Source organism: Thalassobaculum salexigens DSM 19539, assembly GCF_000423805.1.
GTDB lineage: Bacteria > Pseudomonadota > Alphaproteobacteria > Thalassobaculales > Thalassobaculaceae > Thalassobaculum > Thalassobaculum litoreum.
This window is the reverse complement of sequence record NZ_AUIR01000012.1, coordinates 364,604-387,483: the sequence shown is the minus strand read 5'-3', so window position 1 is coordinate 387,483 and position 22,880 is coordinate 364,604. Positions and strand designations below refer to the sequence as shown.

General features: G+C 67.3%; 21 protein-coding genes. 9 read left to right on the top strand and 12 right to left on the bottom strand.

Annotated elements, in window-relative coordinates; translation table 11 throughout:
• The first annotated feature begins 12 nt into the window (after positions 1-12).
• Genes G578_RS0101780 through G578_RS24235 form a run of 4 tightly spaced genes read left to right on the top strand, consistent with a single transcriptional unit; the run spans position 13 to position 3,711 of the window.
• Entirely contained in the window at positions 13-1,029 is a 1,017-nt protein-coding gene (locus G578_RS0101780) for an ABC transporter ATP-binding protein (protein ID WP_028792788.1), read from the top strand.
• 36 nt (positions 1,030-1,065) lie between these two features.
• Positions 1,066-1,779 (top strand): isochorismatase family protein, encoded by a 714-nt coding sequence (locus tag G578_RS0101775; RefSeq protein WP_051243578.1) that lies wholly within the window; start codon positions 1,066-1,068, stop codon positions 1,777-1,779.
• A complete protein-coding gene (locus G578_RS0101770) occupies positions 1,776-2,774 on the top strand; it encodes an asparaginase (RefSeq protein ID WP_028792786.1) in 999 nt (332 codons plus the stop codon). The genes G578_RS0101775 and G578_RS0101770 overlap by 4 nt, the downstream gene beginning before the upstream one ends.
• Before the next feature lie 13 nt (positions 2,775-2,787).
• The gene (locus G578_RS24235; protein WP_051243575.1) at positions 2,788-3,711 is read left to right on the top strand and encodes a DMT family transporter; all 924 of its coding nucleotides are present in this window, start codon (positions 2,788-2,790) and stop codon (positions 3,709-3,711) included.
• A gap of 4 nt (positions 3,712-3,715) precedes the next feature.
• Here G578_RS24235 and G578_RS0101760 read toward each other — a convergent pair whose 3' ends face one another.
• The 3 genes from G578_RS0101760 to G578_RS24230 form a co-directional block, all read right to left on the bottom strand.
• Entirely contained in the window at positions 3,716-5,137 is a 1,422-nt protein-coding gene (locus G578_RS0101760) for an Asp-tRNA(Asn)/Glu-tRNA(Gln) amidotransferase GatCAB subunit A (protein WP_028792785.1), read from the bottom strand.
• On the bottom strand, positions 5,134-5,358 hold the full coding sequence (locus tag G578_RS0101755; protein ID WP_028792784.1) for a hypothetical protein: 225 nt from the start codon (positions 5,356-5,358) through the stop codon (positions 5,134-5,136). The genes G578_RS0101760 and G578_RS0101755 overlap by 4 nt, the downstream gene beginning before the upstream one ends.
• A gap of 143 nt (positions 5,359-5,501) precedes the next feature.
• Positions 5,502-6,512, bottom strand: a complete 1,011-nt coding sequence (locus G578_RS24230; protein WP_169400804.1) for a DMT family transporter — start codon at positions 6,510-6,512, stop codon at positions 5,502-5,504.
• A 263-nt stretch (positions 6,513-6,775) separates the two neighbouring features.
• Here G578_RS24230 and G578_RS24225 point away from each other — a divergent pair, with 263 nt between their 5' ends.
• Entirely contained in the window at positions 6,776-7,486 is a 711-nt protein-coding gene (locus G578_RS24225; RefSeq protein WP_051243570.1) for a GntR family transcriptional regulator, read from the top strand.
• 15 nt (positions 7,487-7,501) lie between these two features.
• Here G578_RS24225 and G578_RS0101740 read toward each other — a convergent pair whose 3' ends face one another.
• Positions 7,502-8,467 carry an N-carbamoyl-D-amino-acid hydrolase gene (locus G578_RS0101740; RefSeq protein ID WP_028792783.1) on the bottom strand — a complete coding sequence of 322 codons (966 nt, stop codon included), beginning with the start codon at positions 8,465-8,467 and terminating at the stop codon, positions 7,502-7,504.
• An 82-nt stretch (positions 8,468-8,549) separates the two neighbouring features.
• Positions 8,550-9,398: an amidohydrolase family protein gene (locus tag G578_RS24220; protein WP_051243567.1), complete on the bottom strand. Its 849-nt coding sequence runs from the start codon at positions 9,396-9,398 to the stop codon at positions 8,550-8,552.
• 238 nt (positions 9,399-9,636) lie between these two features.
• Between G578_RS24220 and G578_RS0101730 the strand changes: the two genes are divergently transcribed.
• Entirely contained in the window at positions 9,637-10,554 is a 918-nt protein-coding gene (locus G578_RS0101730; protein WP_028792782.1) for a polysaccharide deacetylase family protein, read from the top strand.
• An 18-nt stretch (positions 10,555-10,572) separates the two neighbouring features.
• Here the strand turns inward: G578_RS0101730 and G578_RS24215 are convergent, their stop codons facing one another.
• The 7 genes from G578_RS24215 to G578_RS0101695 form a co-directional block, all read right to left on the bottom strand.
• Positions 10,573-11,337, bottom strand: a complete 765-nt coding sequence (locus G578_RS24215) for an SDR family NAD(P)-dependent oxidoreductase (RefSeq protein ID WP_038013023.1) — start codon at positions 11,335-11,337, stop codon at positions 10,573-10,575.
• Positions 11,334-12,344 carry an ABC transporter ATP-binding protein gene (locus G578_RS24210; RefSeq protein ID WP_051243565.1) on the bottom strand — a complete coding sequence of 337 codons (1,011 nt, stop codon included), beginning with the start codon at positions 12,342-12,344 and terminating at the stop codon, positions 11,334-11,336. Before G578_RS24210 ends, G578_RS24215 begins: the two co-directional genes overlap by 4 nt.
• On the bottom strand, positions 12,341-13,387 hold the full coding sequence (locus G578_RS24205; protein WP_038013020.1) for an ABC transporter ATP-binding protein: 1,047 nt from the start codon (positions 13,385-13,387) through the stop codon (positions 12,341-12,343). Before G578_RS24205 ends, G578_RS24210 begins: the two co-directional genes overlap by 4 nt.
• Complete coding sequence (locus tag G578_RS0101710) at positions 13,377-14,240, bottom strand: ABC transporter permease (RefSeq protein ID WP_028792781.1); 864 nt, start codon at positions 14,238-14,240, stop codon at positions 13,377-13,379. Before G578_RS0101710 ends, G578_RS24205 begins: the two co-directional genes overlap by 11 nt.
• Before the next feature lie 7 nt (positions 14,241-14,247).
• Positions 14,248-15,252, bottom strand: coding sequence for an ABC transporter permease (locus G578_RS0101705; protein WP_028792780.1), 1,005 nt, complete (start codon positions 15,250-15,252; stop codon positions 14,248-14,250).
• A gap of 87 nt (positions 15,253-15,339) precedes the next feature.
• Positions 15,340-16,938 (bottom strand): ABC transporter substrate-binding protein, encoded by a 1,599-nt coding sequence (locus G578_RS0101700; RefSeq protein WP_028792779.1) that lies wholly within the window; start codon positions 16,936-16,938, stop codon positions 15,340-15,342.
• Between the two features lie 205 nt (positions 16,939-17,143).
• Positions 17,144-17,899, bottom strand: coding sequence for an SDR family NAD(P)-dependent oxidoreductase (locus tag G578_RS0101695; protein ID WP_245565536.1), 756 nt, complete (start codon positions 17,897-17,899; stop codon positions 17,144-17,146).
• A gap of 139 nt (positions 17,900-18,038) precedes the next feature.
• On the opposite strand from G578_RS0101695, the gene G578_RS0101690 reads away from it, so the two are divergent.
• From G578_RS0101690 to G578_RS0101680, 3 genes are read left to right on the top strand one after another with little or no spacing between them, the layout of a single operon-like run.
• On the top strand, positions 18,039-18,809 hold the full coding sequence (locus G578_RS0101690; protein WP_028792777.1) for an IclR family transcriptional regulator: 771 nt from the start codon (positions 18,039-18,041) through the stop codon (positions 18,807-18,809).
• 20 nt (positions 18,810-18,829) lie between these two features.
• Positions 18,830-20,872 carry a hydantoinase/oxoprolinase family protein gene (locus G578_RS0101685; RefSeq protein ID WP_028792776.1) on the top strand — a complete coding sequence of 681 codons (2,043 nt, stop codon included), beginning with the start codon at positions 18,830-18,832 and terminating at the stop codon, positions 20,870-20,872.
• A gap of 3 nt (positions 20,873-20,875) precedes the next feature.
• Entirely contained in the window at positions 20,876-22,879 is a 2,004-nt protein-coding gene (locus tag G578_RS0101680) for a hydantoinase B/oxoprolinase family protein (RefSeq protein ID WP_028792775.1), read from the top strand.
• The last annotated feature ends 1 nt before the right edge of the window (position 22,880 follow it).

The following is a 22,880-nucleotide window of genomic DNA, read 5'->3' as shown; positions in this document are numbered from 1 at the left end:
GAGGGCAGCGCGATGACTGATACCGGCACCCCCCCGCTGGTCCGCCTCCAGGACCTCAACGTCAAGTTCGTCACCCGCGAGAGCACGGTCAGCGCGGTGAACGACGTGAACCTCACCCTCAAGGCCGGCGAGGTGCTCTGCATCATCGGCGAGTCCGGCTCCGGCAAGAGCGTGAGCATGCGCGCCCTGATGCGCCTGCTGCCGGAGCGCCGGGCCCGGATCACCGGCACCGTCGAGGTCGATGGCAAGGACGTGCTGTCGCTCAAGGGGAAGGAGCTGTCCGACCTGCGCGGCGGCCTGGTCTCCATGATTTTCCAGGAGCCGATGACGGCCCTGGACCCGGTCTACACCGTCGGTCACCAGATCGCCGAAACCGTGCGCCGGCACGAGGGCTGCACCTACGATCAGGGCATGGAGCGGGCGCTGGAGCTGCTGGAACTGGTCAAGGTCCCGTCGGCCGAACGGCGGCTGAGGGCGTTCCCGCACGAACTGTCCGGCGGCCTGCGCCAGCGCGCGATGATCGCCATGGCGCTGTCCTGCCGACCGAAGCTGCTGCTGGCCGACGAGCCGACCACGGCGCTGGACGCCACGGTGCAGATCCAGGTGCTGATCCTGCTGCGCAAGATCCAGGCGGAGATGGGCATGGGGGTGATCTTCGTCACCCACGATCTGGGCGTGGCGGCGGAGATCGCCGACCGGGTTGCGGTCATGTATGCCGGGCGGATCGTCGAAACCGGGACTGTGCAGGAGGTGCTCGGCAACCCCAAGCACCCCTACACCCAGGGCATGCTGTCCTCCACCGTGCACGGCAACATGCGCGGCAAGGATATCGAGGCGATCCCCGGCAGCCCGCCCGACCTGCGCGCCATGCCGCCGGGCTGTGCCTTCGCCCCGCGCTGCAAGTATGCCGAGGCCGCCTGCACCACGGCCCTGCCGCCGGAGGTGATCTTCGATGCCGGGCGCATGGCCCGCTGCATCAAGGTGGCGCCGGATTCCGTGCGTCAGAAGGAACTCGTTCCCGCCGAATGATCCCCAACAGGAAACGCTGTCGCCAGGGAGGCTGACATGATGAACAAGACCGACATTTCCCAGCGCGTGATCGACTTCGTGACCGCCCGGCTGGGCACACCCCATCCCCATGCCGGCCTCGATCCCTCGAAGACCGCGCTGATCGTCATCGACCTGCAGAACGGCTTCATGATGGACGACGTGGCCCACGCGCTCTGCGTCCAGGCCCGAGACATCGTTCCCAATGTGAACCGGCTGGCGGAGGCGGTGCGCGCCACCGGCGGGCAGGTCTACTGGATCCAGAACACCCACGACGAGAACTGTCTGGAGAGCTGGTCGAACCTGCACGCCATGACCCCGCCCGCCAAGGTCGCCAAGCGCATCGAGTCCATGTCGCCGGGCGGCCTCGGCCACCAGCTCTGGGCCGAGCTCGACGTGAAGGACGGCGACCGCAAGGTTCTGAAGAACCGCTATTCCGCTTTCGTGGAGGGCTCCTCCGACCTGCACGAGATCCTGAAGGCCGAGGGCATCGACACGCTGCTGATCACCGGTACGCTGACCAATGTGTGCTGCGAGTCCTCGGCGCGCGACGCGATGATGCTGAACTACAAGGTCGTGATGGTGACCGACGGCAACGCCGCGATCACCGATATCGAGCACAACTCGGCCCTGACCAACTTCTACCTGACCTTCGGTGACATCTACAGCACCGACGAACTGGTCGAGATCCTGCACAAGAAAGCCGATAGCGCTCAGGTGGCCGCCGAATGAGCAAGCCCAAGGTCGCAGTGATCGGCACCGGCGGCACCATCGCGTCGATCGGCAAGGGTCCCCTCGATATCCTCGATTACGGGGCCAACAATTCCATGCTCGAGGTCGACAAGATCGTCGAGCTGTTCCCCGAAGTGCATGAGGTGGCCGACGTCCTCGTCGTGCCGTTCCGCGCCATCCCCAGCCCGTCCATGGGCTTCGCCGAATGGAAGGAGCTGGTGCTCAAGATCGACGAGGTGGCGGCGGCCAATCCGGACCTCGCCGGCTTCGTGGTCACCCACGGCACGGCCTCGCTGGAGGAGACCGCCTATGTGCTCCACCTGACGGTCAAGACCGAGCTCCCGGTGGTGGTCATCGGCTCCCAGCGGCCGTCCAGCGCGCTGTCGACCGATGCCGGGTTCAACCTGGTCAACGGCATCCGCACGGCGGCCAGCCCGCAGGCCTGGGGAATGGGGGTGATGACCCTGCTCAACGACGAGATCCAGTCGGCGCGCGAGGTGACCAAAACCTCCACCTATCGGATGCAGACCTTCCGCAGCCCGGATTTCGGCTGCCTCGGCCATGCCGACGGCGACGCGGTGGCGTTCTACCGCAAGCCGCTGCGCCGCCACGCCCCGGATACCGAGTTCGACATCCGCACCATGGACAGCCTGCCCCGGGTCGACATCGTCTATGCCTATTGCGGTTCCGACGGCACGGCCGCCCGCGCCTTCATCGAGGCCGGGGCCAAGGGCATCGTGTCGGCCGGCTTCGCGCCGGGCTTCTGCGGCCCGGGGGACGAGGGGCCGCTGAAGGAGGCGGTGGAGGCGGGGATCACCGTCGTCCAGTCCAGCCGGGCCGGCAGCGGGCGGACCTTCAAGAGCACCAAGCTCAAGGAGAACGGCTTCCTCATCGCCGACAACCTCAACCCGCAGAAGGCCCGCATCCTGCTGGCCTTCGCCCTGTCGGTGACCAGCGACCCGGCGGAGATCGAGCGGATCTTCGCCACCTACTGACGGAGATCACTCCATGGCGACCGCCGATCCCGCCAATGCGGCGGATCCGGTCCTGCCGGCTCCCACGCAGCCGGACGGCCGGCGCGGCATTCTCCTGATGCTGGTCGGCCTTCTGCTGTTCTCGATCCTGAACGGCGTGGTCAAGGCGCAGACCGAGCTGTTCCCGGTCGTACAGATCATGTTCTTCCGCAACGCCTTCGCCATGATCCCGCTGGCGATGGTGATCATGTGGTTCGGCGGCTGGCGGCGGCTGCGGACGCGTATGCCGGCGTGGCATCTGCTGCATGCCGCGCTCATGTCCGCCGCGATCGGGCTGATCTTCGCCGGCTACGAGCGCCTCCCGCTGGCCGATGCGACGGCGATCAATTTCGCGGCACCGCTGATCGTGACCGCCCTGTCGGCGCCGCTGCTGCGGGAGGCCGTGGGGTGGGTGAAATGGGTGGCTGTCGGCGTCGGCTTCGCCGGGGTGATGTTCATGGTCCAGCCGGGCGGGGACGTGATCCGTCCGGGGGCGCTCTACAGCCTCGCCGGCACGGTGCTGTCGGCCGGTGCGGTGCTGATCACCCGCCATCTCAGCAAGCACGATTCCACCATGACCATCGTGTTCGCGTTCATGGGGCTGTCCTCTGCCATGGTCATCCCGCTGCTGCCGGCGGTGTGGGTGACCCCGACGCCGTGGCAGCTCGCCGGGCTGATCGCCATGGGGCTGGCCTCGGGCGGGGCGCAGTACATGACCACGCGGGCGCTGTTCCACGCGCCGGCGGCGACCATCGCGCCGATGAACTACACCAAGATGATCTGGGCGCTGCTGATCGGCTTTTTCGCCTTCGGCGACTGGCCGGGGCCGGTGGTGCTGGCGGGCTCCGCGCTGGTGCTCGCCAGCACCTGGGTCGTCTACCGCAGCGAGGGGCGCGCGCGGCGGGCCCCCAGGCTGTGACCGGTCACTCCGCGGCGGCGGCCCGGGCGGCGAGCTTCGAGGGGCGGTGCTTGCGCCATTCCGTGGCGGCCTCGTAGGCGGCCCCGACCTGGAACACCGCCGCCTCGTCGAACGCCTTGCCGACGATCTGCATCGACAGCGGCAGGCCGTTGCTGTGATAGCCGGCGCAGACCGACATGGCCGGGTTGCCGGTGACGTTGAACGGCTGGGTCATCATGCCGGACAGCTTCATCGGGTCGTCGCCCAGGGCGTCGAACCGGCCGGCGGTCACCACCGAGCACGGCGCGATCAGGGCGTCGTATTGGCCCAGGATCACGTTGTTCACCTCGATCGCCAGCTCGCGCCGAACCCGCAGGGCCTCGACATAGTCGGAGCCGCGCACGAAGGCGCCGGCCATCAGCCGCTCCCGGGTCGGCCGGCCGTAGAGTTCCGGCCGCTCGATCAGGTCGTGCTCGTGGATCGCGTAGCATTCCGGCAGCACCAGCAGGCGGGCGCAGGCCTGATAGAGGTCGTAGGGCGAGAGCTGCACGGTCTCCACCGTCGCCCCTTCGGAGCGCAGCACGTCGAGGGCGGTGTGGATCGCCTTGACCGCTTCCGGGTCGGCGGTGCCTTCCTCCTCGATCCAGTGCTCGACAAAGGCGATCTTCATGCCGGCCACGCCCCTGCCGAGGGCGGCGGTGTAGTCCGGCACCGGGACATCGGCGCAGGCCGGGTCGAGCGGATCGAAGCCGGCCATCACCGACAGCGAGATCGCCGCGTCCTCAACGCTCCAGCTCAGCGGGCCGCAATGGTCCATGGTGTAGGACAGCGGAAACACGCCGCGCCGGCTCACCCGTCCGTAGGTCGGCTTCATGCCCACCGTGCCGCACAGGGCGGCCGGGCCGCGGATCGAGCCGCCGGTGTCGGAGCCGAGCGCCATGCGCGTGATGCCCACGGCGACCGCCGCTCCGGAGCCGGAGGAGGAGCCGCCCGGGATGTGGTCGAGGTTCCACGGATTGCGCGCCGGCGGGAAGAAGGTCTCGTCGTTCGGCGCGCCGGTGGCGAACTCGATGGTCGCGCACTTGCCGAGCATCACCGCGCCGCCGTCGAGCAGGAGCTGCACCGAATGGGCATTGGCGTCGGGCACGAACTCGGAGCGCAGGTGCGACTGGCAGGAGGTGAGCACGCCTTCGGTGTTGTAGATGTCCTTCACCCCGAACGGCACGCCATGCATCGGGCCGAGATCGGTGCCGCTCGCCAGTTCCTTTTCGGCCGCCGCCGCGCGGGCCAGCGCCAGATCGGCCGTCACGGTGTTGAAGCTGTGCAGCGTGTCGTTGGTGGCCTCGATCCGCTCCAGCGCGGCTTCGGTGACGGCGACCGGGGAGACCGAGCCGTCGCGGTAGCCGCGGCCGAGCTCGGCGATGGAGAGATCCAGCAGCTCGCTCATGGCGCACCTCCCTTGCCGCCCTCGGCGAGCCGGCTGACGGTCTCGTAGGCGAACACGTTGGCGGGCTCCAGCGCGGCCGATTTGCGGCTGCGCACCACGTCGGTCCAGGCCTGGACCTGCTTGAAGGCGTTGAACATGGTCTGCTCGCGGTCCTGCGGGATGCGCAGGCCCGCACGCTCGATCAGGCCGTCGTACTGACGGCGGAGGGCGTCGTCGTCCATGGTATGTCTCCCTGAAGGCCGACGCGGGCGTGTCCCGGGCCGGCGGTCCCTGTCAGAGGAAACCGTAGACTCGGCTCCGATTGGATACAATTCGGAAAATTAGCGGAAGTTTGTGTCCTGCATCCCGCTTTTTGTGGGAGAGGCTACTCCTTGTCGGCCGCCGCCCGCCGGATCCGCGCGGCCCGCTGTTCGGCCCGCACGGTGTAGAACGAGGTGGCGCAGATCAGGGCCGCGCCCACCAGCGTCGTAACATCGGGAAGTTCCAGGAAGATGACAAAGCCGATGATCGTGGCGAAGACCAGCCGGGAATAGTCCATCGGCGCCACGGCGGAGGCTTCGCCCTCCTTGAAGCCCTGGATGTTGCAGAGCTGGCCGACCACCGACAGCAGGCCGATGGCGAACATGATCCCCCATTCCTTCAGGGTCGGCGTTACCCAGTAATACGCCGTCGGCACGATCATGATGATGCCGACCATGATCGCCTGGTAGCTCAGGATCGTGACCGGCCTGTCGTACTGCGAAACCTTGCGGATGATGACCATGACCGTGGCGGCGGCCGCCGCACCGGCCACGGCGAGCAGGGAATACATGTTGAAGCCGTTGGCGTCGGGCTTGACCATCACCAGCACGCCGACGAAGCCGAGCAGCACCGCGAACCAGCGTCGCGGGCCGGCGACCTCATGCAGGAAGACCAGGGCGAGCAGGGTGACGAACAGGCTCTTGGCGAAGCTGAGCGCCGTCGCCTCCGCCAGCGGCAGGTGGACGAAGGCGGTGAAGCCGCAGGTCATGGCGATCACCGCCATGCACACCCGCGCGAGATGCAGCGTCACATGGTTGGTCTTCAGAATGCCCGGATATCCGGAGATCAACACCGGCAGGACGGTGCAGGTCATGGTGATCTGACGGAACATCAGGATCTGCACCACGGGGATTGTATCACCGATCTCCTTGATCAGCGCCGTCATGAGGGTGAAGAAGAACCCGGCGACGACCACCCAGACCGCGCCGCGCGCATTGGGGGTCAGGGCAGCGAATGCGGTTCTTCCGGGGGTGGAAATACGCTCGATACTGGTTCTGAAGACATTGAAAGAATGAAAGAAACGGGAGGACGAACTGGGGTCCAGCGGCGTGTTCGCCTGGGGGTCGCTTGACACGTAATCGGGCTTTCTGGCGAGTGGGCCGGACCTGCGGCCAAGTTCCCTATCCATGCACCCGATGGATATTGGATGCAATACGCCTTGACGGAATGAGTGTGAACGCTACCTAACGCGGATCGGGAGTGATATAAAGTTGGGTACCGGCACAAGAACCGGTGCGTGGGGCATGGACGGGTTTCCACCGGAACCGCCGCCACGGGTAAGTAGGAAAAATGGGGCCGCCGGTAGCGGACGGCCCATGGTTGGGGATGAGACAGTCAATGGCAACACGCGGACAATCCGTCGCCCGCACCCTGCGGGACGGCGTGCTCGACGGGACCTACAAGCCCGGCGCGCGGATGAACGAGGTCGACATCTCCAATGCGCTCGGCGTGTCGCGGACGCCGGTGCGCGGCGCCCTGGGCGTGCTGGCGGCCGAGGGCCTGCTGGATTACGTACCCAACAGCGGCTACGTGGTGCGGCGGTATACAGTTCAGGATGTGGAGGACGTCTACGCCGCCCGTTCGGTTCTGGAGGGGCTTGCGGCCCGGACCGTGGCCGAGCGCGGGCTGTCCGACCATCATCGCGGCATGTTGCACAAGGTACTGTCGGAGACCCAGGCGTTGTGCGACGCCCAGGAATGGAGCGAGGAGGTCCGCGACGCCTGGTCCCGGCTGAACGAGGCGTTTCACGAGGCGATCTTCGAGGCTGCGGAGAACCGTCACCTGCGCGAGCTGATCGGCAAGTCGCGTTCGATCCCGCAGCTTCAGGCGGTGAAGTTCCGCTGGCACGACCTGGACACCCTGGCGGAGTCGTATTCGGACCATCTTGAGATCTTCGAGGCGATCGCCGACCGGCAGGGTGCGCGGGCCGAATATCTGGCGCGCGAGCATGTCTATCGCTCGGGTCGGCGCCTGATCGCCAACTGGCGCCGCTTCGAGACGCCGGCCCCGGTGAGGCGTCCCACCCGTCGGGTGCCGCGCGCGGCCTGATCCGCAGGAGGCCGCTCAGTCGTCGGGGCGGGCGAGGGCCGGGTCGATCCGCCCGGCTTCGTCCGGGGCGACCGGTCCCTTGGTTCCGGTGATCAGGGCATAGGCCCCGGGCTCCCGGTGTCGTTCGAAGGCGAAGACGCTGTCCCGGTAGGATCTGCACAGGTCGAGGTCGCAGGTGGCGACGACCAGCTCATCCTCCTCGGTCACCGCCTGGGCGACGGTCTCGCCGGTGGGGGCGACGATCAGGCTGCCGCCCATCTGGTGCACGCCTTCCTCCACCCCGGCCTTGGCGACGCCGACCACGAAGGTGGCGTTCTGATACGCGCCGGCCTGCATCACCAACGCGTTGTGGTGCCAGGACAGCCGGTCGTGCTCGGGGGCGGGCGGGTTGTGGATCGGCGTGTTGTAGCCGATCAGCACCATCTCCGCGCCCTGCAGGCCGAGCACCCGATAGGTCTCCGACCAGCGGCGGTCGTTGCAGATCGCCATGCCGATGCGGCCGCCGAAGGCGTCGAACACACGGAACCCCAGATTGCCCGGCGTGAAATAGCGCTTCTCCAGGTGCTGGAACGCCCGCCAGGGCTCGTGCTCGCCATGGCCGGGCAGGTGGATCTTGCGGTACTTGCCGACGATGGACCCGGACCGGTCCACCAGGATGGCGGTGTTGAACCGGGTGCCGTCGGCCGTCAGTTCCGCATAGCCGAGATGGAAGCCGATCCCGAGATCGCGGGCGGCATCGAACAGGGGCCTGGTCTCCGGCCCGGGCATCTCGCGCTCGTAGAACCGGTCGAGCTCGGCCTCGTCCTCGAAATACCAGCGCGGGAAGAAGGTGGTCAGCGCCAGTTCGGGATAGACGATCAGGTCCGCCCCCCGGGCCTTGGCCGCCTCCATCAGGCCGACGAGCCTGCTCACGGTCGCGCTGCGCGACGTCTCCAGGGCGATGGGACCGAGCTGGGCGGCGGCGACGGTGAGGGGGCGCATGGGCGGTCATCCCGGGTCAGGAGCGGCGATCCGGAATGATGGAATGTTGCAGGTGCGAAGGGAAGATGCGAACCGCGTCCCATCAAGTCGACCAGCCGTAGAGCCGGGCGGGGTTGTCCTGCAGGATCTGCTGGCGGACGTCCGCGTCGGGGAACCAATCGGCCACCGCGTGATAGAGCCCGGCAGTGTCGAGCGGCTGGTATTGCAGCACCGTGTCGCGGTTCGTCGTGGCGCCGGAATGCTTGGGCGTGTGCGGCCAGTCGCTCGCCCAGACCATACGGTCCGGTGCCATGTCGCGGATCGTGCGGGCGAGGTCGGCCACGCCCGCGCCGTCGGGGCCGGTGGAGATCCGGTAGGAGCCCGACAGTTTCGCCCAGGCCCCGCCCTCCACCAGCCGGCGCATGTCGGCCACGTGCCGGTCGGGGCCGAGCGGGTCGATCGAGCCGAAATGGTCGAGCACCAGCGGCACGCGGAGTTTCGGCTGGATCGCGACGAGATCGGCCAGAACGCCGGGATCGCAGAACACCTGAATGTGCCAGTCGCTGCCGCAGAGCAGCCGGTCAAGCTTGGGCAGGACGGCGTCGACCGGGGCCGCCGCCGCCCGCACCGAGCGCAGGTTCACCCGAACCCCGCGCACCCGACGGGCATGCAGGGCGGCGAGTTCCGTATCGCCGATGCTGTCCGGATCGAGCACCGCCACGCCGCGCGCCGCGTCCCCGAAAGCGTCGAGCGCATCCAGCGTACAGCGGTTATCGGTGGCGTAGGCGCTGGGCTGAACCACCACCACCCGAGCTATGTCGGTACCGGCCACCGCCTTCCAGTAGGCGTCGACGCCGGCGGGCGGCACCGTGTAGCTGCGCGGCTCCGCGAAGGGATACGCCGTCCGATCGCCGAAAATATGCATGTGGCAGTCGATCGCCCGGAGCGTCATCGCATCGCCTCCCTCGTGGTTCTTGTTGGCGCCTGTTGGCGGCGTCAACCGTAGGACGACGCAGGTCGGAAGTGAAATGCAGGCGCCAGTCGGGTTTAAGGCGCTGATCGCAGGAGTAAAATTCCGCACCGCACCGGCCCGCGCGCTGGACAAGTCGTCACGATCCTCCCGATACTGCTGGGATAGCCGGGCGGGTGGTTTTCGCCCGCGTGATTCCGCTTCAATAGGGGAGACAGCGATGTCGCCGACGGCTAAGCCCGACACCAAGGAACTCGAGCCCTGGCAGTGGCCGGACGAACGCTGGCAGGCGATCGTCGACAAGGTCCGCGCCGGGCGCAGCCTGAAGCCGGAGAGCTGGAAGGGCGGGGCGAAATGCGCCGTCGCCATCTCCTTCGACAGCGACCACGAGACCAGCACCCTGCGCTGGGGTCATACCTCGCCGGGCAAGCTTTCCCAGGGTCAATATGGCGGCCGGGTGGCGATCCCGCGCATCCGCAAGCTGTTGGCCAAGTACGACGTGAAGGCCTCGTTCTTCGTGCCCGCCGTGGTCGCCAAGATCCACCCGGACGAACAGCGTGGTCTGGTGGATGAAGGTCACGAGATCGGCATCCACGGCTGGATCCACGAACTGAACAGCCAGCTGCCGCCGGCCGACGAGCGCGACCTGATGATGCGCGCCGCCGACGTGCTGGAGAAGATCAGCGGCAAGCGGCCGGTCGGCGTGCGCACCGCCTCCTGGGATTTCTCCGACCACACCCTGGCGATCGCCCGCGAGATGGGCCTGCTCTATGACAGTTCCCTGATGGCCGATGACGAGCCCTACGAGCTGCTGGAGGAGGGCAAGCCGACCGGCATGGTCGAGTTGCCGGTGGAGTGGATCCGCGACGACGCTGTCTACTTCAACATGGACCGGTTCTCCGCCCTGCGGCCCTACACCCCGCCATCCGGCGTGCTGGAGGTCTTCAAGGCCGAGTTCGACGGCGCCTATGTCGAGGGCGGGCTGTTCCTGCTGACCATGCACCCGCACATGATCGGCCACCGCTCGCGCATCGCCCTGCTCGAAAAGCTGATCGAATATATCCAGGGCCATGACGGGGTGTGGATCGCCACCCATGCCGAGGTGGCGCAGTACTGCAAGGACAGCGCCGGGCTTTAGCTTGTTCCGACGGCGGTCTCAGTAGCTGGGAATGCCCAGGGTGAGGCCGCCGTCGACGAACAGAATGCTGCCGGTCACGTAGCTCGCCCGCTCGGACAGCAGATAGGCGACGAGGTCGACCAGCTCCTCCGGCCGGCCCTCGCGGCCGAGCGGAATGCGCGCGACCTTGGCCGCGTGTTCGACCCGCCCGACGCCCTGGGCATGCTCCATCACCCGGTCGGTGCCGATCAGGCCGGGAGCGACCGCGTTGACCCGGATGCCATGCGGCGCCAGTTCGATCGCCAGATTGCGGGTGAGCTGGGAGAAGCCGGCCTTGGACGACCCGTAATGGGCGATACCGGGGCGCGCAAGGGTCGAGGCGCTGGAGCCGATATTGACCACCGCTCCGCCGATCCCGGCCGCCGTCATGCGTCGGCCCAGGGCCTGCACCATCAGGAACGGGGCCCGCAGGTTCAGGTTCAGCACCGCGTCCCATTCCGCCACGGCCATGTCGAACAGCGGGGTGACGGGGTAGATCCCGGCGGCGTTCACCAGCCCCGCGACCGGGCCGACCGCGTCCCAGGAAGCCCCAACCAGCCGCTCGGGAATCTCCGGATCGCACAGATCGCCGGCGAAGGGGTGAAAGCGCTCGCCCAATGCTTCCCGCGTTTCGGAGAGTCCGTCGGCATCGATGTCGATGCCGGCGACGGTCACGCCCTGGGCGAGCAGGTGACGGGCGATGGCGTGGCCGATGCCGGAGGCCGCACCGGTAACGATCACCGTGTCCGGCAGATCGCTGCTCATTGCGCGAAGTGGCAGGCGGCTTCCTGGCCGGGCCAGTCGGCGCGCAGTTCCGGCTCGACCTCCGCGCAGGTCTGCTGGGCCATGGGGCAGCGGTTGCGGAACCGGCAGCCGGACGGCAGGTTGCCCGGGTTCGGCGGCTCGCCCTCCAGCGAGAAGGTGTCGATCACCCGCGCGCCGCCGATGGTCGGGATCGCCGACAGCAGCGAGCGGGTATAGGGGTGGCGCGGCGTCTCGAACACCGCTTCGGTCTCGCCGAACTCGACCACCTTGCCGAGATACATCACCGCGATCCGATTGCAGATCATCCGCACCACCGACAGGTCGTGGGAGATGAACAGGTAGGTCAGGTCGAACTGTTTGCGCAGATCCATCAGCAGGTTGAGGATCGTCGCCTGCACCGACACGTCGAGGCCGGAGGTCGGCTCGTCCAGCACCACCAGGCTCGGCTGCAGGGTCAGGATGCGGGCCAGGCCGACGCGCCGCTGCTGGCCGCCGCTGATCTCGTGCGGATACAAATCCAGATGGCCGACAGGCAGACCGACCGCCTGGAGGATGGCACGCACCCGCTCCTCGCGTTCGTCGTAGTTCAGGCCGCTGTGATGGATCACCAGGGGCTCGTGCAGGGAGCGGCGGATCTTCCAGCGCGGATCGAGCGAGGCGCCCGGGTCCTGATAGGAATACTGCAGGTGCCGGCGCCGCTCGCGCGCGGCACTCGGTGCTGCGCCGGCGATGTCGTTGCCCTCGAAGATCAGGCTGCCGTCGGTGGGTTGGTGGATGCCCATGATGGTCTTGCCGAGTGTGGACTTGCCGCAGCCGCTCTCGCCGACGATGCCGAGGATCTCGCCCTTGTCGACGGTGAAGGACACGTCGTCCAGCGCACGCAGCACACCGGTCTGCCAACCGAAGGCGTTGCGGATCGGGAAATGCTTCGTCAGGCCGCGGGCGTCGAGGATCGTGCGCTCGTTGACCTGGGTGCGCCGGGTCGGGGCGGGTGCGTCCACGTTCATGCCAGTGCGTGCCTCTTTTCCTCGGCGACCGGATGGTAGCAGCGCACGTCGTGTCCGGGTCCGACCGACGTGACCTCGGGCCGGGTCTGCCGGCAGATATCGGTGGCGAACTCGCAGCGCGGGTTGAAGCGGCAACCGGTCGGCGGATCGACCAGCGCCGGGATGCTGCCGGGGATGCCGCTGAGACTCCCCCCTCGGCTCGGCAGGCTCTTCAGCAGGCGGTTGGTGTAGGGATGGCTCGGTCGCTTGAAGAAGCCCTCGCTGGAGGCGGCCTCCATCTCCTGGCCGGCATACATCACGGTGATGCTGTCGCAGATCTCCCACGCCGTGCCCAGGTCGTGGGTGGTGAACAGCACCGAGATGCCGTGGTCGGTCGCCAGATCGCGCAGCAGCTTCAGGATCTGCGCCTGGATGGTCACGTCGAGCGCGGTGGTCGGCTCGTCGGCGATGATCAGCTTCGGTTCCGGCAAAAGGGCCATGGCGATCATCAGCCGCTGGCGCTGGCCGCCGCTGACCTCGTGCGGGTACTTCTTCAGAACCCCCTCGGGGTCGGGAAGCTGGACCTGGCGCAGCAGGTCGAGCACCCGCTCCCGGTCCGCCTTGTAGCGCCGCGATCCGTGCAGGCGCGGCAGCCAACCGGAACGGCCGGCATCGGCGTCGTCCAGCTCCGGGGACTTCCATTTCATCAGGTCCATGATCTGGGCGCCGATGGTGAAGACCGGATTGAACGAGCTGAACGGATCCTGCGGGATGAACGAGATCCGCCGGCCGCGCACGGTGGCGGCCAGCCGGTTCGGGTCGACCCTCAGCAGGTCGACACCGTCGAACTCGATGGTGCCGGCCTCCAGCCGGGCCGAGTTCTTCGGCAGCACGCCGAGGATCGAGCGGGCGAGCGTGGTCTTTCCACACCCGCTTTCGCCGACCAGCCCGACGATCTGGCCGCGGCCGATGGTCAGGTTCACATGGTCGAGCACCTGGGCCGTCCCGCCGTCGGTGGCGAAGCTGACCTTCAGGTCGCGCACCCGCAGCAGGTCACTTGTCATGGCGGCTGCTCCGTCGGATACGGGGGTCGAGGATGTCGCGCAGCCCGTCGCCGAGCAGGTTGAACCCCATCACCACGAGGAAGATCGCGATGCCCGGCGCGGTGGCGTACCACCAGGCATCCGGCAGGAACTCGCGGGATTCCGAGATCATCCGGCCCCATTCCGGCGACGGGGCCGGGGCGCCGAGGCCGAGGAAGCCCAGGGCGGCGGCGGTCAGGATCGTACCGCCCATGCCGATGGTCGTGCGCACGATGATCGAGGACATGATGTTCGGCAGGATGTGCAGCACCATCACCCGGAACGGCGACGCGCCCAGCGCGATGCTGGCCTCGATGAACACTTCCTTCTGTACCGAGCGGGTCTCGGCATAGACCAGCCGCGCCCAGAACGGCCAATAGGTCACCGACAGCGCCAGGATCACGTTCTCGATCGACGGTCCCAGGGTCTGGGCGATGGCGATTGCCAGCACGATCTGCGGCACCGCGAGGAAGATGTCGGAGACCCGCATCAGCGCGTCGCTGACCCAGGAGTGGTAATAGCCGGCCAGCAGGCCGATCGGCACGCCGATCAGCACCGAGGCACCGATGGCGATGACCGCGATGGAGATGGTGATCCGGGCGCCGAACAGGATGCGGCTGTAGATGTCGCTCCCCATCCGGTCGGTGCCGAAGAAGTGGTCGGCGCCCGGTCCCTGCAGGCGCTCCGAGGGGTGGAACTCGAAGACGTCCTCGGGATGGGTGGCGAGGATCGGCGCGAAGACCGCCGTCAGGATCAGCAGCAGGATGATCACCGCGCCGATCAGGGCGACGCGGTCCTCCACCAGCTTGCGGAACACGAAGGAGAGGGTTTCCATCGGGCGCCTACCGGCTTTCGCGGGGATCGATGAAGCCGTGGACGACGTCCACGGTCAGGTTCACGACGATGAAGATCACGCCGGAGACGACGGTGAAGCCCATGATCGCGTTGTAGTCGGACTGCAGGATCGACTGCACCGCATAGGAGCCTAGGCCGGGCCAGTCGAACACCGCCTCCACCACCACCGCGCCGGCGATCAGGATGCCGAAGATCAGACCGATCTGGGTCACCGTGCCGATCAGCGCGTTGCGCAGCACGTATTTCCACACGATGACGCGGCGCGGCATGCCCATGGCCTCCTCGTACATCACGTAGTTCGAGTTGATCGCCTCCAGCACGCCGGCGCGGGTGAAGCGCACGATGGTGGCCAGTGCCGGGAAGGCCAGGGTCATGACCGGCAGGATCATGTGGCTGACCACGTCCCAGAAGGTCTCCAGGTCCCCCATGATGAGCGAGTCGATCAGGAAGAAACCGGTGATCACGTCCGGCCCCCAGCCGGCGACGCGGCCCTGCAACGGCGTCCAGCCGAGCTCCATGGCGAACAGGAGCTGAAACAGGATGGCGAGCCAGAAGCTGGCGATGGCGAGGCCGGAGACCGTGATGATCCGCAGCACGTGATCGAGCAGGGAGTTCCGCTTCAGGGCGGAGACCACACCGAGCGGAATGCCGATCAGGGCGGAGACGAAGACCGACACGAAGGTCAGCTCAAGGGTGGCGGGCAGGCGGGAGGCCAGGTCTTCGGAGATCGGGCGCAGGGTGTAGAGGCTGACGCCGAAATCGCCCTCCAGAACGGCGACGATGTACCGCCAGAGCTGGATGTGCATCGGCTGGTCGAGGCCGAGTTGCCGGCGAAGTTCCTCGATCTGTTCGGCGGTCGCGTTGTCGCCGGCGACGAAGGCGACCGGGTCGGCGGGGATGATATGGCTGATGGTGAAGGTGATCACGATCAGCCCGAGCACCGTCGGCACGAACCAGAACAGTCGGTTCAGGATGAGGACGAGAAGTTTCACCGGCGTATCCGTGGACCCAGAAGGCGTGACGGGCGGACGCCGGCCGTCCGCAGCGCTGTGCGGCCGGCGCCCGTCGACTGTCGGGGGTTACTTGAAGTGCACCCAGCGCATCTCCTGACCGTTGCCGATCGGGCAGAAGCGGAAGCCGGTGGCCTTCTTGTTGATCGGGCCGAACCACTTGGTGTTGTAGATGAACACGCCGGCGGCATCGTTCGCCACGATGGTGGCCGCCTTGGCGTAGTTCGCCTCGCGCACCGCCTGATCGGTGGTCGTCTGCGCCTCGTGCAGGAGCTTGTCGACCTCCGGGTTCTGGTACCAGCTGTTGTTGCGGGTACCGATCTTGGCGCCGTCATACATCTCGCCCACCCAGTTGTTCGGATCGGCGTAGTAGGTGCTCTTCCACAGGAACAGCATGTCGTACATCTGCTGCTCGTCGCGCATCTTGCCCGACACCACCGGCCACGGCTCGGAGACGATCTCGCTCTCGATGCCGGCCTTGGCCAGGCCGTTCTGCATCAGGGCGGCCGCCTGCTCGGTCTGGCCGTAACCGGCGAGCGCGCCGATGGTGATCTTGCGCAGCGGCTCCTTCACCTTGGCCAGGTATTCCTTCGCCTTGTCGATGTCGTAGGTGTAGCCCTCGAGATCCTGCGGCGCGCCCCAGATGTTGTTCGGCAGCGGCGCCGGATTGCGGGCGACGGAACCGCTGAGGATGTCGTTGATGAAGCCGTCATAGTCGAAGGAATGGGCCAGCGCCTTGCGGAAGTTGATGTCGTTCATCGGCGGCCGGCCGTTGTGGATGGCACCGTAGAAGATGCGCATCGACTCCGCTTCCATCACCTCGATGTTCTCGGCTTCCTTGAGGCGGATGATCTGGTCCTGCGGCATGTAGCCGTCGGAACCGTGGAAATCGCCCTTCATCAGGCCGAGCACGCGGCTGTTGATCTCGACCACCGTGCGGAACTCGATGGCGTCGAGATACTTCTCGCCCCAGCCCATGAAATGGTCGGGGAACCGGTCCGCCTGGAAGCCCTTGGCCGGATCGAAGCGCTTCAGCACGAAGGAACCGGACCCGGCGTCGTTGCTCGACAGCCAGGCCGAACCCCAGTCGCCGTCCTTCTCGTTCGCCTTCACAAGGTCGGCGTTCACGACATGGATCTCCGGCACGGTGGCCATGAAGATCGCCGAGGGGGCGTTCAGGTTGAACTCCACCGTGTGCTTGTCGACCGCCTTGGTGGACCCGGGAGCGATGCTGTCCTGAAACAGCGCCGACGCCCCCTTCTTCAGGGCCAGGATCCGCTCGATCGAGTAGACGACGTCGGACGCCTCGATCTCGCTGCCGTCGTGGAACTTCGCGCCCTCGCGCAGCTTGAAGGAGTACTTCAGGCCATCGTCGGAGATGTCGTAGCTCTCGGCGAGCCAGAGCTTCAGTTCCGGCGGATTGTCCTCCCAGCGCATCAGCCCGTCATACAGGTTGATGCGGTAGGCCACGCGGCCGACATCGAAGACCGCATGGGGGTCCATGGTGTCGTAGGCGCTGGAATTGGCGAAGATGAACGTGTTCTTCGCTTCGGCGACGCTCGGCAGGGCCGAGGACGCGGTGGCGAGGGCCAGACCGGTCAGGCCGATGACCGCCGCCCGGCGCAGGCTGCGCAGAGCGGCCCACGGGCCGTATCTCATGGTGGACATTTCAATCACCTCCTCTGTTCAAGGGTACGCCCCCTTGCCCGGAAGGCCGGGTTGGCGGCGCTGTCGTCCGGCGCACTTGTGGCGGGCACCGTGGCGGGATGCGGTGACAGAAGCTTCCAGGGAGTCTGGCGCCGGATTTCGCGCCCGCGCAATACCGCAACCGGCGTTCGCCGGGCTGCCGCACGCGGCGGGGGAAATCGGTCGCTCAGAGCTTCCATTGGAAACCGTCGATGATGAAATCCTGGCCGGTGATGAACATCGGCTCCGAGGTCGCCAGGAACTTCACCACCTGGGCGATGTCCTGCGGGGTGCCGCAGCGGTTCAGCACGATGCCGGTGACCAGCTCCTCCTCGCGGGCGCGGATCACCGCGTTCGGCGTCTCGGTCTTGATCAGGCCGGGGCAGAGCGCGTTGACGGTGATCTGCGGCCCCAGCTCCTTGGCCAGCGAGCGGGTGAGGCCGAGGATGCCGGCCTTGGCCGCGGCATAGGAGAATTTGCTGACCGCGCTGGTGACGCCGCCGGAATGGGCGTTGATCGACGACATGTTGATGATGCGGCCGGCCCCCTGGGCCTGCATGCTCGGGACCACGGCGCGGCACCAGTTGAAGCAGCTCTTCAGGTTGATGTCGATCGTCCGGTCGAACTCCTCCTCGGAGATGTCCAGCAGTCCCTTCGGGTTCGCCTTGCCGGCGTTGTTGAACAGGACGTCGATGCGGCCCCATTGGTTGGCGATGTCGGCGCCGATTTTTTGTGCGGCTGCGAAATCGGCCACATCGGCGTGGAAAGTCAGGCAGCGGCGGCCGAGCGCCTCGATCTCACTTTTGGTGCGGGCCAGCTCGTCGTCGAGCAGATCGACCAGGGCGATGTCCATGCCGCAGGCGGCCAGCTCGAGGGCACAGCCCCGGCCAATGCCTTTCGCGCCTCCGGTGACGATCGCCACCCGTGGTTGTGAGTCGTTCACGACTTTCATGTCCCCCGGTTTCCCTGGCTTACCGCCTTTTGATGAATGTTGACGGCGCTCGCATGGCGGGTCAACAATTCATTCACACATCTGAAGCGTGTTCACATATATGAATACAGTCGTAAAATCTGCGGAGAGGGTGCTCGACATCCTCGAAGTCTTCGCCATGTTCCGCGCCCCTCTCGCGTTGCGCGATATCGCGGGCCAGCTCGGCATTCCGAAAAGCAGCGCGCTCATGCTGCTGCGCACACTGGAGGGTCGCGGCTATCTGGTGCGCGACGGCGACCGCTATGTGCTGGACCCGGTCTGGCAGAGCGACGAGGAGGGCGGTGGCTGCTTCATCGGCGGCCATACCATGCGCCTGATCCGCATTGCCGAGCCGGTGATGCGCGACCTGGTCGACCGGCTGGAGGAGACCGTCGTGCTCGGCGTGCCGACGCTGGAGGGCGATGTCCGGGTGGTGGCCAACCGGCTGTCGCCGCTGACCGTGCGCTACGACCAGAGCCGTATCTCCGTCATTCCCGCCTATTGCACCGCGCTCGGGCAGGCCATGCTGGCGTTTCAGAGCCAGGAGGCGATCGACGCCTATATCGCGCGCTGCCCGTTCGAGCCGCTGACCGACCGCACCATCACCGACCCGCAGGCGTTCCGCGCCAGGCTGGCGGAGAACCGGCAGCGCGGCTGGGCGCTGAACCAGGAGGAGCGGTTCCTCGGCGCCGTCGGCCTCGCGGCCCCGATCCTGGGGCAGGGCGGCACCGTTCTGGGGGCGCTCAACATCGGCACCGTTCCGGTGCGCTACCGCCGCCGGCGCACCACGCTGGTGGCGGCCCTGCAGCGCGCGGTCGCCACCGTGGCCGAGCAACTCGACACGCGTATCCCGCAGCGTTCCGGCGCTGCGGTCCACCAGTAGGTCTGAAGGGGAAGACGGGCATGGGTTATCGCGTCGGCGTCGATATCGGCGGAACGTTCACTGATTTCTGCGCCTTCGACGAGGACAGCGGTGCGCTGCACACGCTCAAGGTCTTCTCCACGCCGCAGACCCCCGGTCAGGAAGTGATCGCCGGCATCACCGGCCTCGCCGAGCGCTACGGTGTGACGCCGCAGCAGGTCACCTACTTCACCCATGGCACCACCGTCGGCGTGAACACGGTGATCCAGCGCCGGGGCATCACCCTGTGCCTGTTCACCACCCGTGGCTTCGAGGACGTGCTGGAGGTCGCGCGCCTCAAGATGCCGGACCCCTACGACCTGTTCTCCGGCCGGCCGGAGCCGCTGGTGACCCGCGACCGGGTGTTCTCCATCGACGAACGCATGCTGTTCGACGGGTCGGTCGACACACCGCTGGACGAGGCCAGCGTCGACGCCGCCATCGAAGGGGTGAGGGCCGTCGGCGGCGAGGGCGTGGTGGTCGCCCTGCTGCACGCCTACCGCAACCCGACGCATGAACAGCGGGTTGCCGAGATCATCAAGGCTAAGGCGCCGGAGCTGACCGTGACCTGCGCCAGCGAGGTCTGGCCGGTGATCCGCGAATACGAGCGCACGGTGACCGCCGTGGTCGCCGGCTATGTCCAGGGCCGGGTCGCCCATTACCTGGACTCGCTCCAGAAGGCGCTGGCCTCGGCCGGCGTGCCGGCGGAACCGATGATCACCAAGTCCAACGGCGGGGTGATGACGGCGGAGATCGGTAAGCAGGAATGCGCCCAGATGCTGCTGTCCGGCACCGCGTCCGGCGTGATCGGCGCGGCCAGCGTCGCCATGGAGACCGGGGCCAGGGCGGCGATGAGCCTGGATATCGGCGGCACCAGCGCCGACGTGGCGATCATCCGCGACGGCACCCCGCAATACGGCATCGGCGAGGTGATCGGCGAGTTCCCGATCTACATCCCGACCGTCTCGGTCACGTCCATCGGCGAGGGCGGCGGGTCCATCGCCTGGGTCGATCCGCATGGGGTGCTGAAGGTCGGCCCGGAGAGTGCCGGCTCCACCCCGGGCCCGGCCTGCTACGACCGGGGCGGCGAGCGGCCGGCGATCACCGACGCCTTCGTGGTCTGCGGTTTCCTCGGCCAGGCGGCGCTCGGCTACAGCGCGGTGTCGATGCGCACCGACCTGTCGGAAACGGCCATGGCCACGGTCGCCGAGAAGATCGGTAAGAGCGTTCAGGACACGGCGGAAGCGGTGATCCGGGTCGCCACCTCCGGCATGTATCTGGAGGTGTCGAAGCTGGTGTCGCGCCACGGCATCGATCCGCGCGAGCTGTCGCTGATCGCCTTCGGCGGGGCCGGCCCGATGATGGCCTGCTTCCTCGCCCGCGAACTGGGGATGCGCGAGGTCGTCATCCCCCGGGTGCCGGGCGTGCTGAGCGCCTTCGGCGGCCTGATCGCCGACATCAAGAACGACTTCATCCGCACCGTGTATCTCGACCTGGAGACCGGCTCGCTGGAGGAGATGCGCGCCGTCTATGCCGACCTGCGCGAGGCCGCCATTGCCTGGATCCGCGACGAGCACGGCTATGAGGGCGCGGTGACGCTGTTGCACTCGGCCGACATGCGCTACCGCGGCCAGTCCTACGAGATCGAGACGCCGCTGGACGCGGAGTGGATCGACAGCGGCGACCTGGATGCCATGGCGGGCGCCTTCCATGCGGCCCACGAGCGGATCTACGAGCATGCCGACGCCGACGCGCCGGTGCAGATCATCAACCTGCGCCTGGTCGTCGTGGGTACCCCGCCGAAGCCGAAATTCGCCCCGGTCGAGACCTCCGACGCGGCGCCGGTGGCGACCGCCTCGGTGCCGGTCTTCTACGACGGTGCCACCCACACGGCGGCTGTCTACGCGCGCGGCGATCTCTACGCCGGCCAGAGTTTCCCGGGGCCCGCCATCGTGACCCAGGACGACTGCACCACCTGTGTGCTCGGCGGCTTCACCGCGACGGTGGACCCGAGCGGTAACCTGATTCTGAGCCGGGAGGGCTGAGCCATGGCGATCGACAAGGTCACGCTGGAGATCCTGAAGAATCACTGCCGGGCCGCCGCCGAGAGCATGGCCTTCACCCTCTACCGCACGGCGCACTCGACCTTCGTGAAGGAGACCGAGGACTTCACCACCGGCCTTACCACGCCGGAGGGTGAGACCTTCGCCACGCCGGTCGAGTTGGGCGCCACATGGTTCGTCGGCCTGAACTACGGCACCGTCATCCGGATGATCGACCATTACGACGAGGGCGACATCTGCATGACGAACGACCCCTATAGCGGTCACGTCTGCACCCACTCGCCGGACATGCATATCTGGAAGCCGGTGTTCCACGAGGGCGAGATCGTCTGCTTCGTGGTCGGCCATATCCACAACACCGATGTCGGCGGCGCCGTCCCGGCCAGCATCTCGCGCACCCTGTCCGAAGTGCATCAGGAAGGCATCCGCATCCCGCCGGCCAAGGTGGTGAAGAAGGGGGCGTTCAACCACGAGCTCATCGACGTGATGCTCGCCAATGTCCGCATGCCGGAGCAGAACTGGGGCGACCTGAAGGCCCAGATCGCCGCCATGAACACCGGCGAGCGCCGGGTCCACGAGATGATCGCCAAGTTCGGCGTTGAGACCTTCAAAGCCGGCGTCGCCGGGCTGCTGGACTATGCCGAACAGCAGGCCCGCTCGATCATGGCGACCCTGCCGGACGGGGATTATTTCTTCGACGACTACCTGGACGAAGATGCCGCGGGCGGCTTCCCCTGCCGCATCGCGCTCACCCTGAAGATCCGCGGCGAGACCTGCGTGCTCGACTTCACCGGCAGCGACCCGCAGATCGAGTCCTCGGTGAACATGCCGACGGGCGGCCAGCCCCGTCATGCGCTGCTGATGGTGGGCTTCGTCTATATCCTCTACTCGCTCGACCCGACCCTGTTCCTGAATTCCGGCGTGTGCCGGGTGGCGGAGTCGATCCTGCCCGAGGGCACCATCGTGAACCCGGTCTTCCCGGCCGCGGTCGGCCTGCGCACCCTGTCGGTGCAGCGTCTGCAAGGCGTGATCTTCGGCGCCTTCGCCCAGGCGGCGCCGGATCGTCTGCCGTCGAGCCCGGCCTCGGGCGGACCGATCATGAACGTGAACACCATCGACAACCGCACCGGCCGGCGCGTGATGGCGGCGATCGGCGCGATCTCCGGTGGGGCCGGCGGCAGTCCGCGCGGCGACGGTACGGAAGGCTCGGGCGCCAACGCCTCGTTCCTGAAGAACACGCCGGTGGAGATCAACGAGGCCGAGGTGCCGTTCAAGATCCTGCGCTACGGCCTGTGTCAGGATTCCGGCGGCGCTGGCAAGTATCGCGGCGGCAACGCGCTGGAGATGATCTTCCAGGCGCACGCGCCGAACACCCGCGTCACCGCCCGCAACCGCGACCGCACCCGGTTCTCCTCCTGGGGAATCCTCGGCGGCAAGGCGGGCAGCCATTCCAAGTTCGTGCTGAACCCGGGGAGCAACCGCGAGGAGAACCTGGGCAATGTGGACATCCTGACCATCGGCCCGGGGGACGTGGTGCATATCGCGTCCGGCGGCTCCGGCGGCTGGGGCGATCCGCTGGAGCGCGATCCGGCGGCCGTGCTGTGGGACGTGCGGCGCGGCTTCGTGTCGACCAAGGCGGCGAAGCAAAGCTACGGCGTGGTGCTGACGCCGGGCGGGGTGGACGAGGCGGCAACGGCCAGGCTGCGCGCCGACCTGGCCCGCGAACGGCCGAAGCAGGAGGGGTTCTTCGATTACGGGGCCAACCGGCTCGCCTACGAGAAGATCTGGACCCGGGCGAATTACGACGCCCTGACCGAGCTGCTGGCGGCCACGCCGGTGCATTGGCGGTTTTTCGTGAAGCATCGGGTCTTCGAGGCGATCGACGCGTTGGATCCGGCAACGCTGGCCGGCGACGGCTCCGACTTGCGCGCAGCCTTCGACGGGGTGGTGGAGCGCTTCCCGCAGCTCCGCGCCGCGCTGGCGGCCTGAG